This is a genomic window from Gluconobacter japonicus (genome assembly GCF_002723975.1).
Taxonomy (GTDB): Bacteria; Pseudomonadota; Alphaproteobacteria; order Acetobacterales; family Acetobacteraceae; genus Gluconobacter; species Gluconobacter japonicus.
The window spans coordinates 32,431-47,735 of sequence record NZ_BEWO01000015.1 but is presented as its reverse complement, the minus strand read 5'-3'; the positions used below and the strand labels follow the sequence as shown (position 1 = coordinate 47,735).

Below are 15,305 nucleotides of genomic sequence, written 5' to 3'. Positions count from 1 at the left end.
ACCACTCAGCTCCGGGCGTAGACGTCCTCGATACGCACAATATCGTCTTCCCCAAGATACGGGCCAGACTGCACCTCAATCAGCGTCAACGGAATTTTCCCAGGATTTTCCAGACGGTGAACGCACCCAAGAGGCAAATAAACGCTCTCGTTTTCCCGTACCAGAACCAGATCATCATCACGGGTCACAAGCGCCGTGCCACCGACAACAACCCAATGCTCTGCCCGATGAAAATGTTTCTGAAGGGAAAGCTTCGCTCCGGACTCCACCACAATCCGTTTGACCTGAAAACGATCCGCCTGAATGAGACTTTCGTAGAAACCCCACGGACGATAACAGCGGTTATGAGAGGTCGCTTCCTTACGCCCGGCCTGCGTCAGACGGGACACCATGTGCTTGATGTCCTGTGCCCGGTCCCGATGTGAGACCATGACCGCATCCGGCGTAACAACCACGATCAGATTCTCGACACCCGTCACTGTAGCGACAATTCCGTCAGATCGAACGTAGCAGTTCTTTGCCCCGTCCAGAAAGACATCACCAATAGCCGCATTACCATCTGCGTCCTTGATACTCAGATCCCAGAGCGCATCCCAGCTTCCAATGTCAGACCATCCGAAACTACCCGGCACAACAGCTGCAAGTTCAGTCCGTTCAGCAATCGCGTAATCAACCGAGATATCCGGTGCCGCAGCGAAGCTCTTTTCTTCAAGTCGCTCGAAATCCATGTCCGTGTGACGGCTGCGAACTGCCTGACCAACGGCTTCATAAATGCGCGGCTCGTAGCGCTCGGTCTCCTGGAGAAAGACACGGGCCTTCACGACAAACATACCAGAATTCCAGAGATACTTCTCGGAGCTGCAAAGCGTAAGAGCCTTCTCGGCATCTGGCTTCTCAACAAACCGGGAAACATCGTAGACCCCCCGAACAGTTTTCAGTTCAGCACCGACTTCAATATAACCGTAACCGGTTTCGGGTCGCGTCGGCGTCATGCCAAATGTGACAATCCGCCCGCTCTCTGCTGCATCAATCGCTTTTACAAGCGCACCACGCAGCGCGCCTTCATCCGTAATCGCCGCATCGGCTGCCATGATCCAGAGGATCGCTTCCGGGTCCTGCTCCGCAACCATGAAGGCTGCCGCTGCAATAGCAGGTGCAGAGTTCCGCCCGACAGGCTCCAGAACGATCCGGCTTTTCTGGATTCCAGCATCCCGCAACTGTTCAGCCACGATAAAACGGTGTTCTGAATTACAGATAATAATCGGGTCTGAAAAACCAGCGCCCTGCCCCCGTAGCGCAGTTTCCTGAATGAGTGTTTTTTCATTCAAAAGAGGCCAGAACTGCTTGGGATAGCTCTTGCGCGAAACAGGCCAGAGACGGCTTCCTGATCCACCTGACAGGATTACCGGGACGACATGCTGAACCATAGAGCAGATATTCTTTCAACCGCACGAAAGGATTTCACGGGAACGTCGAAACCATTTCCGGGTCTTGTGGTCACAAAGTATCGGTAGGATGTGCCAGCTTACACTTACGCAAGGCAAGTCGGATCTGTGCAGAAATACGAAGCGAAAAGAGCCGGGCAAACTCTGTCACATTCCGCGACATGCCCGGCCCCTCAAGTTAAAACCTCGCCAAAAGCAGGATCTTGCTACCCCTTAGACGATACGATGCACCCAACCATGCACATCGTTTGTCCGCCCCCCCTGAATATCAGTCAGAAGCGTTTTGAGCTTCATCGCAACAGGGCCTGGCGTCTTGCCATCACCGAAAACCGCTTCCCCTGAAGGACGGATCAGCTTGCCAATAGGCGACAGGACTGCGGCCGTCCCGCAGGCAAATGCCTCCGTATACTTTCCAGACGCCGCTCCAGCGAACAGTTCATCAATTTCCACTGGCTCCTGAAGAACTTCAATGCCGTGGTCCGAAGCAAGCTTGATCAGACTGTCCCGGGTAATGCCACGAAGAATAGTGCCACCCAGCGGAGGCGTAACAATCTTGCCGTCATTTCGGACGAACATGACGTTCATGCCACCCATTTCCTCGACAAAGCGACGCTCACGGGCATCAAGAAACAGAACCTGATCGCAGCCCTTTTCCTTGGCTTCAGCCTGAGCCACCAGACTACCGGCATAATTACCACCACACTTGGCTTCGCCCGTACCGCCAATCGCAGCGCGCGTGTAGAATTCGGAGACCCAGACAGACACACAACCGGAACTGAAATACGCACCGACCGGACAGGCAATGACAATGAACAGATATTCCGTCGCGGGCTTCACACCGAGGAAGACTTCATTCGAAATCATGAATGGGCGCAGGTAGAGGCTTTGCCCATCGCCAGAGGGGACCCAATCCTGATCCACACGAACCAGTTCATCCACAGCCTGAATGAACAGATCTTCCGGCAGAACAGCCATGCCCATTCGTTTTGCGGATGCAGCAAAGCGCGATGCATTGGCCTGCGGACGGAAGGTCGCCACATGCCCATCAGCTTCCCGATAGGCTTTCATGCCCTCGAAGATTTCCTGACCATAATGCAGCACCGTAGAAGCCGGGTCGATACTAAGCGGGCGACGTGCCGTCACCTTGGCATCATGCCAGCCTCTTTCTTCAGTATAGCGAATGACCGCCATGTGATCGGTGAAGACACGACCGAACGCAGGGTTGGCCAGCAGTTCCGCACGGCGAGCGGGATCGGTGGGCGTATCGGTTTTTTCAATGGTAAAGGTCGTCATGGAAAAGAACTTCCGCAAGCTGGTCTGATAAACGTGCGGGCACTCTGCCACAGGAGTTCCGGAGTGGCGATAGGGAAATATTATTTCTGAAACGAGGTATTTTTAGACACTAAATTCAGTCTCCAGATGTGAAAAAACCCCGGCCACAAAATGACCGGGGTTTCTCCGAAGCTTCGAAAAGCTGAAAAATCAGCGCTTCGAGAACTGGAAGGAACGACGTGCCTTCGCACGGCCGTACTTCTTACGCTCGACAATACGGCTGTCACGCGTCAGGAAGCCAGCAGCCTTCAGAATGCCACGCAGGCTCGGCTCGTAATGCGTCAGTGCACGGGAGATACCGTGACGAACTGCACCAGCCTGACCGGACAGACCGCCACCAGCAACCGTGCAATACACGTCGAACTGGTTGTAACGATCAGCGATCAGGAACGGCTGCGTGAGGAGCATACGCAGAACCGGACGGGCAAAATACGTCGTGACCGGCCGGCCGTTGACGATGATGTCGCCCTTGCCAGGCTTGATCCATACGCGGGCCACGGCGTCCTTACGACGACCGGTTGCGTAGGAACGGCCCTGTGCATCACGCTTTACTTCGTGAACCGGGGCGGCATTGGTGGCAACTGCAGGAGCAACGCTCGCAAGGTCCTGCAGCGTGCCGGTGCGCTCTTGGGTCTCGGACATGGTCAGGCCTTACGACTCGTGTGAGATGGTGTTCTTGCGGTTCAGGGCAGCCACGTCCAGCTTGACAGGCTTCTGGCCGTCATGCGGGTGCTCGGAACCAGCGTAAACATAAAGGTGCTTCATCTGAGCGCGCTGCAGCGGACCACGTGTGATCATGCGCTCGACAGCCTTCTCGACAACGTGACCCGGGTTCTTGCCCGTGAGACGCTGCGTGATGGTGCGCTCCTTGATGCCACCCGGATGACCCGTGTGGTAATGGAACAGCTTCTGGCCAACCTTGTTACCCGTCAGCACGACCTTTTCTGCGTTGATGACAACAATGTTGTCACCGCAGTCGACGTGCGGGGTGAACTGTGGCTTGTGCTTGCCGCGGAGACGGGTAGCGATGATGGTGGCGAGACGGCCGAGAACGAGCCCTTCGGCGTCGATCAGCACCCAGTTCTTCGTCACCTCCGCCGGCTTCAGCGAACGTGTGGTCTTCATCAGTGACATTCCAGCTTGGGGCGCGGCAGAACCGCGCCGTGGATGGCGCTCCCAGCAGCGATGGCTTGTCCCGAAGGAAGACCATTGCCCCTGAAAGCGGATCAGGTGCGGCCTTATTGCGGTCCTGCGCCTTTCCGTCAAGTCATCTTTTCGAATCATGATGGATGATTCGGCGCAGTTTCCCGCCATTTTTATCAATGAGGTATTATGATACCACATTTTTTCTAACCCTGATTTGCCCCTGACGTCTGGAGTGGTATCGTGCGGCCACCTTTTGGGACCATGACGTCCGGTCCCTGTGCTGACGAAAAACGGGATCAAAGAACGTGAAACGCCCCTGGCTCACAGCGAGCCTGCTCGCGGTCATCGCAGGAATGAGCGCCATTGGCATCAATCATGCCGCCACCGTCGCGCTAGACCGCGGAATTTCGCGGTTTCGTGCCGCCCTCCCTGCTGGCGCCACCTTGACTTACGCCTCTGCTCGCCCTGCGATCCTGGCTCGTGGCGCACTCCTGACAGATGTTGTTCTACAGAATGGAAATCTGACGTTCCGGGCTCATACCATGCGTCTCGGTCATCCCATTCCGACTCCTGATGGCGGCCTGATCCTGTCTCATCTGGACATGGAAGATCCCACTTTTCAGACCCCCAACAGCATCATTCGCGCTCACAGCGCTCACATGACACATCTTGTCACACCGCCCCCTACCGCCGGGAAAAGCGGCCTTGAGGCTGTGAATTTCGGCCACATCACACTGGATCGCGGGACCGTCGATCATCTGTCTGTCCAGAATCTCTCACAAGTCCTTCAACCGAACGGAACACATTTCAACAGCCTGACCAGTGACAGCATTCAGATCGAAGGGTATGGGCCAGATCAGACGGCAACTGTTACCATTCAGAATGTCATGGGAATTGTGTCTCGCACGACACTTCAGGCAGACCGAACCTCGCACATGATCTCCCTGCAAATGTCGCTTCGGGATTTCAAAATCAAACAGCCTGAATTTTCTGCCTGGGTCGCGGCCCAGCAAACAGGCAATACCGCCTTATCCTATGCCATTCCGCCCGTTGAGAGCCTCAAACTCTCCAATGCCCAGATCATTTCTTCAGACCGATCTTTCAGACTGGATACGCTGACCGGGAAGGGGACAAGGAAAAACGGCAGGGACAACAGTACTTTCGAAGGTCAGGGATTCCATTTCCATTCCACTCAAGCGAAAACACCGGTTCATATCGATGGCCTCCACTCCACATTGACTTATACACAGGAGCGCGTAGCCGAAACCGGTGCAATCCATGCACAAGCCCTTCTGGCAGTCCCAGACTTGGCGCAGCTTCATTTCACCATGGATCTGACAGGGCCATCCGATCAGCAACTCAAACTCTCTTCGTCCCAGCCCCTTCAGGATGCGGTTCGACTGGTTCAGACAACCCTGACCATCCATGGTGATCGCCTGATACAGCTTCTCTCATCCCTCAACGCGGGCCGCCCGCTGAACGGCACCGAACAGGATCAGGCCAAAACAGTTATGGCGCAGGGGCTGGAAATGGCGCTCTCACCCTACCCTTCTCTCGCCGCCCTCCCCAACTACGTCGCCAATCCCAACAACCGGACGCTCTCCATCGTCTTTGCCCCCAAGCCTCCAATGGCTCTCACCGCCCTTTCTACGCTGGCTTCGACACCTGTTGGCGCTCTGTCCCTTCTCTCCCCTGAAGCCTTGACGGTCACTGCTCAATGACCCTGCCATCCAGCTCAATAGCGAAAATCTGCGTTATCGGAGCCAGTGGCCGCTCCGGTGCAGCTCTTTGTCGGGCACTGATTAAAAGCGGACATCAGGTCATTGCCGTTGTCCGTAATCGTGGCAAACTGGCCCCTGACCTTGCAGAAGCTTGCATCGCGGTTCGCCAAGCAGACCTGACTGACCCTGTTGCACTGCCGGTCGCGCTCGAAAATGCAGCGGTTGTCGTCAACACAGCACATGCAAGACATCTACCCGCCATTCTTGCCGCAACGAACGCCCCCATCGTTGCTCTGGGCAGTACACGCAAGTTTACCCGCTGGCTCGATGATCATGGCCGAGGCGTACTGGCTGGGGAAGCTGCATTACAAACGGATGGACGTCCTTCCATTCTGCTGCATCCAACCATGATTTACGGCGCCCAAGGCGAAGACAACGTGCAGCGCCTAGCTCTTCTTCTGGAACGGCTGCCGGTCATTCCCTTACCAGGCGGCGGCCGCTCACTGGTTCAGCCCATCAATCAGCAGGACGTCACCAGGAGCATCATTGTGGCAATCAACCTGCTTCTTGAGGGGAAAGTCAGTGAACCAGAGAGCCTCGTTATCGCTGGACCGAATGCCGTTTCATACCGAACATTCGTACGGATGATCCTGTATTTCTCAGGTCTCGGAGGTCGCCCGATCATCCCGTTACCCGGATGGTTTCTGGTGGCAGCATCTCATGTGACGCGACACCTCCCGAAACTGCCAAAAGTGGCTCCCGAGGAAGTCCGCCGACTACTGGAAGACAAGAATTTCGACATCACTCCCATGCGGACACGACTTGGCATCGATCCAATACCGCTTGAGGCCGGCTTGCAGAAGCTTTTATCAGAACCTCCTGCACACCTGACCTGAGCAGAACAGAGCTTTTCATCTTCTGAAACATTGACGGTTTGACCCATGAGGTTTTCATAGTCCCCACCTGGGCCACGCCCGAAAAGGGGGACACCTCACATGAAAGCAACGTTTCTATCATCGGGCATGATGCTGTCCTTTGTCGGCTTTGCGCTCTTCTCAATCAGCGATGCCTGCTCCAAAGGACTGGCAGGACACCTCGATCCTTTTGAAGTGGCTTTTTCTGGAGGTGTGCTGGGATTTCTCATCCTCCCCTTCATTCGGAAACCTCACGAACCCTATTCCGACATTTTTGCAACTGACCGGCCATCCATGTGGCTGCTGCGCGCGGTTTCCACTTTTGTTTCAACAGCAGCCAGCGTCATGGCCTTCATGCTTCTGCCAATGCCTGAAGCCCTGGCACTCATGTTCCTGATGCCGTTCTTCGTCACCCTGATTTCTGTTGGGCTTCTCAAAGAAAAAGTCTCAGGCTGGACATGGCTTTCCGTCGCAGTTGGATTTCTGGGCGTTCTGATTGTGCTGCGCCCCGGCGTCCGGGCTTTTCATCTTGGCCATTTATGCGCCGTTATTGCAGCCGCAGCCAATGCTACCAGCGTCATTGCCTACCGACTGGCGGGTAATAACAGCGCCCGACTTTCCCTGTTCGGATCAAGTCTTTTCGGCCCCTTGGTAGGCGATGGACTTCTGATGCTGACACACGCCAGCTGGCCACATGGCCTTGCAACCTGGGCGCTTCTGTTCGGATACGGTTTTCTGGCAGCTTTGGGCCAACTTTTCATGATGATGGCAACGGCACTCGCTCCCGCCAATCGCGTGGCCCTACCCCAGTATAGCCAGATGCTCTGGGCCGTAGCCTTCAGCTATGTGCTCTTTCATCAACCGCTGGATAGCTGGACTTTTGTAGGAATTGTTGTCGTCACGCTCTCTGGAATGCTGCACTGGATCCGGCAAAAGCTGCGCTACGAACGTATGGCCCTGGAAGAGCACTGGCGCCGCCATCATACGCCTGAACCACATCCGACGAAGCCATAAAACCCTTGGCAGAGCAAAAAGAGCGTTCGCCTAATCATCGCCCCAGCGCCATTTCCACCCGCCTTCTGTTTTCACAGAACAGATCCAAAGCAGCACAATAACGGTCACAAGATCAATAACGCAGGAAAGAACCATGATCGGGATACTCTTGGCCCACATCATGAACAGATTAGTCAAAACAATAATTCCCATGGACACGATAATCGTGACGCGCCCCTCCCAGGTAATGGCGCGCCCGGTCCCGTAGCCATATCGTTTCGCTGCGAACCACGGTCTTTCCATAACAATGCTCCGTTCCTGAACTTCCCATCCTAAACGTTACAATTTCGATATAATTTCATCAAGAATTTTCGCTTCTTTCCGGAGCTTGTAAATGCATTTCCAAACAACGCTTTAGCGTTTTGAGCTTGTACTGTTGCAGGTTCTTACTTCAACCAAGAGCCTTCAGTGACTTCGTCCGCGAGGTCAGGCAATCCGCAACCTGCTCATCCAGCTCCCTATACCCTCGTGACAGGAGAAGCCCTCAAAGGGTCGCCAGGTGCCTAACGACGCACTTTATATCTGACGACTTGCAATCTTCTCGAAGACGCATTTCGCAAAAACCAAGAAGCCATAGATGGAAACTCGAAAATACCAGTGTTGACCTGTGCCCAAGAAAGCTTCCAACCACCTTCTAAAAGGTACCGCTCCATCTCTCAAAGAACTTGAACCTGTGAACGGAGCCACATCCCGACACCTAACAGCTTCACGACTGCCTCTTGTGCCCAGCGTCCGCATATCTTCCCTGCACAAGCCACTGGAAGAGCCTTGAACTGTCCCAACGTCTGCCCAGCGATCCTTCGGATTGTGGACCTAACAACGTAACTTTGACGCCTCAGAAGCAGCTGGTACACGTCTTCAAACACCCTCGGAGTGATCCAAAAGGTGTAACGGTGAACGTGTAACGCAGCGTTAGAGTCCAGAAAAACTCTGAAGAACTAACTCATTGATTTTATTTTGGAAAAGAATGCTGGGGCGAATGACGGGGATCGAACCCGCGACAACCGGTACCACAAACCGGCGCTCTACCGACTGAGCTACATCCGCCACACAGCGATGCGTTCTTTAGAGAAAGCCGAAGCAGGCGTCTAGCCCTTTCTCAAATTTTTCTACAAATTTTTCAGTTCAGATCACAGGCACACCACCAGTCACAGCTATATTCGCCCCTGAGACATAACTTGCCTCATCACTGGCCAGAAAAACGTAAGCTGCAGCTAGTTCTGCTGGCTGGCCAGGACGCTTCATGGGACTATCCGCACCAAAGTTCCGAACATGCTCGCCATCCATTGTCGCCGGGATCAAAGGTGTCCAGATCGGACCCGGGGCAACCGTATTGGACCGAATACCCTTTTCAGCCAGAAGTTCTGCCAGTCCACCACTGAAATTCAAAATGGCACTTTTAGTCGCTGAATAGGCAAGCAGCTTCGGCTTGGGCCGATCAGCATTGACCGAGACCGTGTGGATCAGCGCGCCACCCGATGGCATATGCGGAACGACAAGACGGGACAACCGGAAGACAGCCCCCGAACTAGTATCGAACGTCAGATCCCACTCATCTTCACTGACTTCGTCCAAAGAGTCCCGCTCAATCTGAAACGCAGCATTATTGACCAACACATTGACCTCGCCAAACTCGGCGACAGTCTTGTCCACGATTTCCTTACAAACAAAACGCTCTTTGATGTCCCCCGGCAGAAGCAACGCTTTACGCCCCGCTTTTTCAATCCAAAGTGCTGTTTCCCGGGCATCTTCTGTTTCTTCCGGCAGAAATGACAGCGCGACATCAGCCCCTTCACGAGCAAACGCAATAGCGACCGCACGACCAATTCCAGAATCGCCGCCTGTAATAATGGCAACCTTCCCGCGCAGCTTCCCACTACCGACGTAGCTCTGCTCTCCGTGATCAGGCTTTGGCGTCATCTCGGACGTCTGACCGGGAATACGGTCTTGCAAAGGCGTGTCGAACGGGGGTTTCGGATAGTCACTCATAGAACGCTCCTCATAGTCAGTGAAACGCCAACGTCCTGGCAACACGGAGTGTTCAATCACAACCTGCCATTTTCTGGCAGAAACGCTTCATTCAGAAAGCAAGTCGCGTTACACTGAATGTCTCATTGCCGCGCCGGGCCCGAATACGTCGCAACCCTTTTGACCTTGCATCCTTAAAGGACTGACATGACACCCGCTCTCTACCGCCGTCAGTGGGGTGAAAACCCGCTGCGTGAGGTTCTGGCTGGCATGGTCGGCACGTTTGCCCTCATTCCAGAAGTTATTGCCTTCTCTTATATCGCAGGGGTCTCCCCGGCTGTTTCCCTCTTCGCCTCTTTCGTCATTTCGATATCGATCTCGATTTTTGGAGGCAGACCTGGCATGATCTCCGGAGCCGCGGGCTCGGTTGCTCTGGTTGCGGCTCCCCTCGTCCATGCTCATGGCGTACAGGCCATGATCCTCGCGACCCTGATCGCAGGAGCCCTGCAAATTGCTTTTGGCTTACTTAGGCTGCAAACCGTCATGCGCTTTGTCTCAGCCGAAGTCCGCACAGGCTTCGTCAATGCGCTGGCCATCATGATTTTCTCCGCGCAGGTGCCGCAGATGCTCGGTGTGAGCTGGGAAACATACGCCCTTATTGCTCTGGGACTGGTCGTTATTTATCTGCTTCCGAAAATCTCGGATGCCATTCCCTCTCCCCTGATCTGTATCGTCCTGCTGACAGCCATCACCATGCTGCATCCGATGCCGGTTCATACGGTGTCAGATCTTGGCGAGCTACCAACAGGCCTTCCTCACCTGACATTCCCCCATATCAGCTTCGACTGGGCCACCGTGTCGATCGTTTTGCCTTATGCTGTCGCCATGGCAGCGGTTGGACTGCTTGAATCCATGATGACCGCTTCAGTCGTCGACGATCTGACAGATACGCACGGCAACCAGCGCATGGAATGCACAGGGCTCGGAATTTCCAACATTCTCGTTGGCGCTTTTGGCGGCATTGCAGGTTGCGGCATGATCGGTCAGACCGTCGGCAATCTGCGCTATGGTGGCCGCGGACGTCTTTCGACCTTCACTGCCGGTGCGTTTCTTTTAGCCCTGATGGTCCTGCTGCATCACTGGGTCGGCCAGGTACCTATGGCCGCGCTCGTCGCCATCATGATCATGGTGTCCATCAGTACGTTCTCATGGTCCAGTCTGCGTGACATGGTTCGCCAGCCAAAACTCTCAACATTGATCATGTTGATCACAGTTGTTGTTGTCGTCCTGACACATGACCTCGCAGCAGGCGTTCTGGCTGGCGTCCTGCTATCAGGCGTCTTTTTCGCATGGAGAGCCGCAGCACTCCTGACCATCAGTACCCATCGCGATGGCTCGACGGAAATCTATACAGTCGCGGGACAGGTTTTCTTTGCGTCAGCCGATGGCCTCTATGAAGCCGTCGATTATCTGACAGATGCAGACACTGTTATTCTGGATCTGTCCCATGCCCGCTTCTGGGATGTGACGTCTGTTCAGGTCCTCGAAAAGACCCTAGAGAAACTACGCAACCATGAGCGAACCGTAGAAGTGATGGGTCTGAAGCAGGACCAGCACAGCATCATTGCGTCGCAGTCTGACAACGCCCTGCTCGCGATGTAATTCTACTGGCAGGCCCCATCGCATCTCTACCGGAAGCGGGGTACAAAAGACTGGCCCCGCGACCGCCAAAGGATACTCCTTCCGGATGCTACGCTTTCTGAATGCCTGCCTTCTGTGCGGCGGCCTGCTTGTCGCAGGTTTTCTTCCCGCCGCAACAGCACGTCCGGTTGCCCTGACCTCATCGAGTGCGACAACTCCAATTCCTGCTGCGGCTCAGGCGCTTATCAAACACTACAAGATGCAGCGTATCCCCGCGGAAGGGGGATGGTTTGCGCAACTCCAGCGAGCAACCGAAATCATTCCGGGGTCAGCTCTCCCAGACCGCTATGACGGCATTGCGCACCCTCTCTCAACAGCAATTCTTTTTGTCGAGACGCGGCAGGATTTTTCTGCGCTTCACAAACTCAAGACCGCCGAGATCTGGCATTTCTATTCCGGCGACCCCGTTCATCTCCTTCTCCTGCATCCAGATGGCATCGCAGAAAACGTCGTTCTGGACCACGATCATCCTGCCTATGTTGTCCCGGAGAATGTCTGGCAGGGTTCTTCTCCCGTAGGACCAGCAGGCTGGTCCTTTGTTGGAACCACAATGGCGCCTGGCTTTATTCAAGAAGATTTTAGGCTTGGCGAACGCAAGATCCTCAGTCAGCGTTATCCCGCATTCCGCAAACAGATTACGGCCTTGACCCGCACGAAAGACCAGCCCCAATGAGTCTCAGATACGGCATTTTTACGCTTCTGTTTGCACCCGGCCTTGCTGCGGCACAGGTCGTGCACCCCGAACATGTTCCTGCCATGTATCCAGCACCAGGAAGCACATTACAGGAATTTGTAGGGATCGGTTCAGTTCTGCTGTCGACCCATCAAAGCATTGCCCTGTTCACTCTAGCCCCTGGAACCGCCTACCCCGAGAGCTACAATAAAGCTTCTGAAGAGATTTATCTCATCCACTCAGGCAAAGGGATGGTCTGGCTTGGAGACGATAAATCCTCTGTTCAGGCCGGAGATATTGTTCGTATCAGCCCACGCCTCAGACACCATATCGCAGCGGCAGAAGACTCATCCCTCACCTTTTACGCAATTTCTGCTCCGCCTTTTACAGCCAATGATTATGTACAAACCCAGCGCCACTAATTTCCTTCGAAAAATTTAATAGTCCTGCTTGAACTCCAGCATTAAAAACCTTTGTCGCGCGGGTTCAGGAAACAGATGACAAGAGTGAGAGCATGTTGCCTGTTCGGTTTTCCATACAATCTTTAATGTTGCGGTAAGCAAACCTCCATACTTTGGTTAAGCGAAAACTGTATTAAACCCCTATGCAGTTGCCCGCCTCTTCATCCGATGCGCAATCTTTACCGCGCAAGCATACTCGCGATCATCGCGTGGATGCGTTGCGAGGGGCTGCCCTGCTGATGATGCTGGCAGACCATGTGCCAGATAACCTCATCAACCGCATCACGATCCGAAATTTTGGATTTGCCGATGCCGCAGAAATCTTTGTCATGCTGGCAGGATATGCGTCTTATCTGGCTTATGGCCGCCTGATTGACCGGGAAGGCTGGAGCAGCGGCATCAGGCGCATTCTCTCCCGCTGCGCCAAATTATACCTTTATCAAACAGCCATGACGCTTGTGTTCGTCTGGACCGTCCGACACTGGCGTCACTATGAACCTGTGCCTGAATATATTCTCGAACCACAACTCGCACATGGCTATGGCTGGCTCTGGCGGATCCTGACGTTCGATGCGTTACCGAGCTATCTGAATATCCTGCCTCTCTACATTGTTCTTCTGGCGCTTTTCCCGCTGATTTATGCCGTGCTTAAAAAGAGCGTCTGGCTGCTGCTGGGTGGCAGTGCTGCGATCTGGGCCGTCGCGAATATTGATCCGCGCATTACCATTCCAAACTGGCTGGACCCGAATGGGTGGTATCTCAACCCGTTCGGCTGGCAGTTTCTCTATATTCTGGGTGTATTGGGCGCCGTATGGGCCTCACGGCATCATGGCGATCTTCCCGCCAGAACCTGGGCAAAAGTGCTCTGCGGCGGCTATCTGATCGGCGCATTTGTCCTGTGCTTCCCATACGAATACTGGCATCTCGGTGGCCTGAGGCTGTTTCCTGCACCGCCGAATAATGGCAAATCCACTCTCGCCGTCTGGCGGTTGTTCGACATCATGTCGATCTTTTATCTGGTACAATCCTCCAGCCTGTTGCGGCGCTTTTCTGCAGACAAACTGGGGCAGGTTCTGGCTCTTCTGGGCCGCAACTCGCTGGAAGTGTTCTCGTTCGGTACAGTGCTTGATCTGCTGGGGCGGCTCATCCTTGGCAGCTTTGGCACGAGCCTCGGACTTCAGATCATCATTAATGTTCTAGGACTGATCCTGACATTCGCTCTGGCTGTTCCGCTGGACCGCTCCCGCCAGAAGGCGAAAGCGGCCAGAGCCAAAGCAACTCTTCAGGCGGCAACCGTACGCCCGGGATAACTGAGTTCAAAGCGTTCCCGGTCCATGGGAAACAGACGCACAAACACGTCCATTCCATTTTCATGATCCAGACGCTCTACCACCTCACCATGTTGGTAGAGCCAGGCAAGAGCTGAACCATCCTGGAGCGAAAGCTGGACACGGATATCGAGCATGGCCTGTGTCAGATACTGGTCCAGCGTCTCAAAAAGATCTGGAATGCCATCGCCAGTAATGGCGGAAATTGCAACCGCGTTTTCCCGTTTTGGAACAGCTTCAACGCCGCCCATCAGATCGGCTTTATTCAGAACCTCAATCGTCCTCTCCGGCCATTGGGCATCCAGCATGCCATCACGCACCATGCCGTCCAGAACATTCAGAACATCCGCACGCTGCGCAGCACTATCCGGATGGGCGATGTCACGCACATGCAGGATAACATCCGCCTGAGACACTTCTTCAAGTGTCGCCCGGAAAGCCGCGATAAGTTCTGTCGGCAGGTCACTAATGAAGCCTACAGTATCGGACAGAATAACATTCCGCCCGGACGGAAGGCGAAGCGCGCGCATAGTCGGATCAAGCGTTGCAAAAAGCTGATCCTGGGCATGAACCGAAGCACCAGTCAGAGCATTGAACAGCGTGGATTTACCCGCGTTCGTATATCCCACCAGAGCCACAATCGGGAAAGGAACACGCTTGCGGGCATCTCGATGCAGGCCGCGTGTCCGCCGCACCTTCTCCAGTTCCTGCTTGATCTTGCCAATCCGCTCGGCCAGCATCCGGCGATCCGCTTCCATCTGCGTTTCACCTGGGCCGCCAAGGAAGCCAAAGCCACCGCGCTGCCGCTCAAGATGGGTCCAGAGGCGGACAAGACGTGAACGCTGATATTCCAGATGCGCCAGTTCAACCTGAAGCACACCTTCCCGCGTCGCCGCGCGCGCACCGAAAATATCGAGAATGAGTCCCGTTCGGTCCATGACCTTGCAGCCAAGGGCTTTTTCAAGATTGCGCTGCTGACCCGGAGACAGGCGCGCATCGACGATGACAACATCAACCTGATCGAGCTTCACAGCCTCGGCAAGCTGCTCCACCTGCCCGCTCCCCAGCAATGTTGCCGGACGCCGAGCCCGCAGCAGGATCGCGGCCTGACGGACAATGACAAGACCAATGGAAGCAGCAAGACCGACCGCCTCTTCCAGCCGGGCATCAGCAGCCCGAATATCTTCCTGCGGTCCAGTCTTTTCCCATGGAAGAATGACCGCAGCGCGTGTTGCAGGCTTTTTGGTATCAAATCCGCTCAAAGTTCATTTTCCGCAAAGCGTGGGAGCGCTCCCACCGGCATGATTGTACTGATGGCATGTTTGTAAATGAGCTGAACGTGCCCATCACGACGCAAAAGAAGAGTCTGGCTGTCAAACTGGGCCACAACCCCCTGAAGCTTCACACCATTGACCAGAAACACCGTAACCGGCGCTTCGGTCTGATGAAGATGCTGGAGAAAAACCTCCTGCACGGTCTGTGTTCCGGCGGGAGAATTGAAAGATTCTGACGTCACGATGCGGGTGTCTCGCCGGTCCTGAAAAGAAAAGGGAATAAGGTCAC

15 protein-coding genes and 1 tRNA gene are annotated in these 15,305 nt (G+C 54.6%); 7 read left to right on the top strand and 9 right to left on the bottom strand.

Annotated features, from left to right (window positions below; all coding sequences use genetic code 11):
• Positions 1 to 5 precede the first annotated feature (5 nt).
• The 4 genes from GJA01_RS10755 to rplM form a co-directional block, all read right to left on the bottom strand.
• Positions 6 to 1,427 (bottom strand): mannose-1-phosphate guanylyltransferase/mannose-6-phosphate isomerase, encoded by a 1,422-nt coding sequence (locus GJA01_RS10755; protein WP_062023347.1) that lies wholly within the window; start codon positions 1,425 to 1,427, stop codon positions 6 to 8.
• Positions 1,428 to 1,658: 231 nt separating this feature from the next.
• Complete coding sequence (locus tag GJA01_RS10750) at positions 1,659 to 2,738, bottom strand: branched-chain amino acid aminotransferase (RefSeq protein ID WP_062503238.1); 1,080 nt, start codon at positions 2,736 to 2,738, stop codon at positions 1,659 to 1,661.
• 189 nt (positions 2,739 to 2,927) lie between these two features.
• Entirely contained in the window at positions 2,928 to 3,419 is a 492-nt protein-coding gene (gene rpsI / locus GJA01_RS10745; RefSeq protein WP_010502298.1) for a 30S ribosomal protein S9, read from the bottom strand.
• A 9-nt stretch (positions 3,420 to 3,428) separates the two neighbouring features.
• Positions 3,429 to 3,902: a 50S ribosomal protein L13 gene (gene rplM, locus GJA01_RS10740; RefSeq protein WP_010502300.1), complete on the bottom strand. Its 474-nt coding sequence runs from the start codon at positions 3,900 to 3,902 to the stop codon at positions 3,429 to 3,431.
• A gap of 326 nt (positions 3,903 to 4,228) precedes the next feature.
• Here rplM and GJA01_RS10735 point away from each other — a divergent pair, with 326 nt between their 5' ends.
• From GJA01_RS10735 to GJA01_RS10725, 3 genes are all read left to right on the top strand, one after another.
• Complete coding sequence (locus GJA01_RS10735; RefSeq protein WP_062503209.1) at positions 4,229 to 5,644, top strand: hypothetical protein; 1,416 nt, start codon at positions 4,229 to 4,231, stop codon at positions 5,642 to 5,644.
• Positions 5,641 to 6,540, top strand: coding sequence for an SDR family oxidoreductase (locus tag GJA01_RS10730; RefSeq protein ID WP_062503208.1), 900 nt, complete (start codon positions 5,641 to 5,643; stop codon positions 6,538 to 6,540). The genes GJA01_RS10735 and GJA01_RS10730 overlap by 4 nt, the downstream gene beginning before the upstream one ends.
• Before the next feature lie 99 nt (positions 6,541 to 6,639).
• Positions 6,640 to 7,572 (top strand): DMT family transporter, encoded by a 933-nt coding sequence (locus tag GJA01_RS10725; RefSeq protein WP_062503206.1) that lies wholly within the window; start codon positions 6,640 to 6,642, stop codon positions 7,570 to 7,572.
• A gap of 30 nt (positions 7,573 to 7,602) precedes the next feature.
• Here GJA01_RS10725 and GJA01_RS10720 read toward each other — a convergent pair whose 3' ends face one another.
• The 3 genes from GJA01_RS10720 to GJA01_RS10710 form a co-directional block, all read right to left on the bottom strand.
• Positions 7,603 to 7,854, bottom strand: coding sequence for a hypothetical protein (locus GJA01_RS10720; RefSeq protein ID WP_062503204.1), 252 nt, complete (start codon positions 7,852 to 7,854; stop codon positions 7,603 to 7,605).
• A gap of 728 nt (positions 7,855 to 8,582) precedes the next feature.
• Positions 8,583 to 8,658 (bottom strand) — tRNA-His (locus tag GJA01_RS10715).
• Between the two features lie 78 nt (positions 8,659 to 8,736).
• Entirely contained in the window at positions 8,737 to 9,600 is an 864-nt protein-coding gene (locus GJA01_RS10710) for an SDR family oxidoreductase (protein WP_062503202.1), read from the bottom strand.
• 186 nt (positions 9,601 to 9,786) lie between these two features.
• Here GJA01_RS10710 and GJA01_RS10705 point away from each other — a divergent pair, with 186 nt between their 5' ends.
• The 4 genes from GJA01_RS10705 (at position 9,787) to GJA01_RS10690 (ending at position 13,724) form a co-directional block, all read left to right on the top strand.
• A complete protein-coding gene (locus GJA01_RS10705) occupies positions 9,787 to 11,241 on the top strand; it encodes a SulP family inorganic anion transporter (protein ID WP_062503200.1) in 1,455 nt (484 codons plus the stop codon).
• An 85-nt stretch (positions 11,242 to 11,326) separates the two neighbouring features.
• On the top strand, positions 11,327 to 11,953 hold the full coding sequence (locus GJA01_RS10700; RefSeq protein WP_062503198.1) for a cupin domain-containing protein: 627 nt from the start codon (positions 11,327 to 11,329) through the stop codon (positions 11,951 to 11,953).
• Positions 11,950 to 12,375, top strand: a complete 426-nt coding sequence (locus tag GJA01_RS10695) for a cupin domain-containing protein (RefSeq protein WP_062503196.1) — start codon at positions 11,950 to 11,952, stop codon at positions 12,373 to 12,375. Before GJA01_RS10700 ends, GJA01_RS10695 begins: the two co-directional genes overlap by 4 nt.
• 182 nt (positions 12,376 to 12,557) lie before the next feature.
• Positions 12,558 to 13,724 carry an OpgC family protein gene (locus GJA01_RS10690; RefSeq protein ID WP_062503193.1) on the top strand — a complete coding sequence of 389 codons (1,167 nt, stop codon included), beginning with the start codon at positions 12,558 to 12,560 and terminating at the stop codon, positions 13,722 to 13,724.
• Here GJA01_RS10690 and hflX read toward each other — a convergent pair.
• Both hflX and hfq read right to left on the bottom strand, forming a co-directional pair.
• Complete coding sequence (gene hflX / locus GJA01_RS10685) at positions 13,697 to 15,004, bottom strand: GTPase HflX (protein WP_010502313.1); 1,308 nt, start codon at positions 15,002 to 15,004, stop codon at positions 13,697 to 13,699. The two genes, GJA01_RS10690 and hflX, sit on opposite strands and share 28 nt — an antisense overlap.
• Positions 15,001 to 15,258 (bottom strand): RNA chaperone Hfq, encoded by a 258-nt coding sequence (gene hfq / locus GJA01_RS10680; RefSeq protein WP_010502314.1) that lies wholly within the window; start codon positions 15,256 to 15,258, stop codon positions 15,001 to 15,003. Before hfq ends, hflX begins: the two co-directional genes overlap by 4 nt.
• Positions 15,259 to 15,305: the final 47 nt, after the last annotated feature.

Coding starts and splice junctions, on each gene's coding strand:
- GJA01_RS10710 (WP_062503202.1), bottom strand. CDS start 9,600: ATGAGTGACTATCCGAAACCCCCGTTCGACACGCCTTTGCAAGACCGT.
- GJA01_RS10730 (WP_062503208.1), top strand. CDS start 5,641: ATGACCCTGCCATCCAGCTCAATAGCGAAAATCTGCGTTATCGGAGCC.
- GJA01_RS10700 (WP_062503198.1), top strand. CDS start 11,327: ATGCTACGCTTTCTGAATGCCTGCCTTCTGTGCGGCGGCCTGCTTGTC.
- GJA01_RS10755 (WP_062023347.1), bottom strand. CDS start 1,427: ATGGTTCAGCATGTCGTCCCGGTAATCCTGTCAGGTGGATCAGGAAGC.
- GJA01_RS10750 (WP_062503238.1), bottom strand. CDS start 2,738: ATGACGACCTTTACCATTGAAAAAACCGATACGCCCACCGATCCCGCT.
- rpsI (WP_010502298.1), bottom strand. CDS start 3,419: ATGTCCGAGACCCAAGAGCGCACCGGCACGCTGCAGGACCTTGCGAGC.
- GJA01_RS10725 (WP_062503206.1), top strand. CDS start 6,640: ATGAAAGCAACGTTTCTATCATCGGGCATGATGCTGTCCTTTGTCGGC.
- GJA01_RS10695 (WP_062503196.1), top strand. CDS start 11,950: ATGAGTCTCAGATACGGCATTTTTACGCTTCTGTTTGCACCCGGCCTT.
- GJA01_RS10690 (WP_062503193.1), top strand. CDS start 12,558: ATGCAGTTGCCCGCCTCTTCATCCGATGCGCAATCTTTACCGCGCAAG.
- GJA01_RS10720 (WP_062503204.1), bottom strand. CDS start 7,854: ATGGAAAGACCGTGGTTCGCAGCGAAACGATATGGCTACGGGACCGGG.
- GJA01_RS10705 (WP_062503200.1), top strand. CDS start 9,787: ATGACACCCGCTCTCTACCGCCGTCAGTGGGGTGAAAACCCGCTGCGT.
- rplM (WP_010502300.1), bottom strand. CDS start 3,902: ATGAAGACCACACGTTCGCTGAAGCCGGCGGAGGTGACGAAGAACTGG.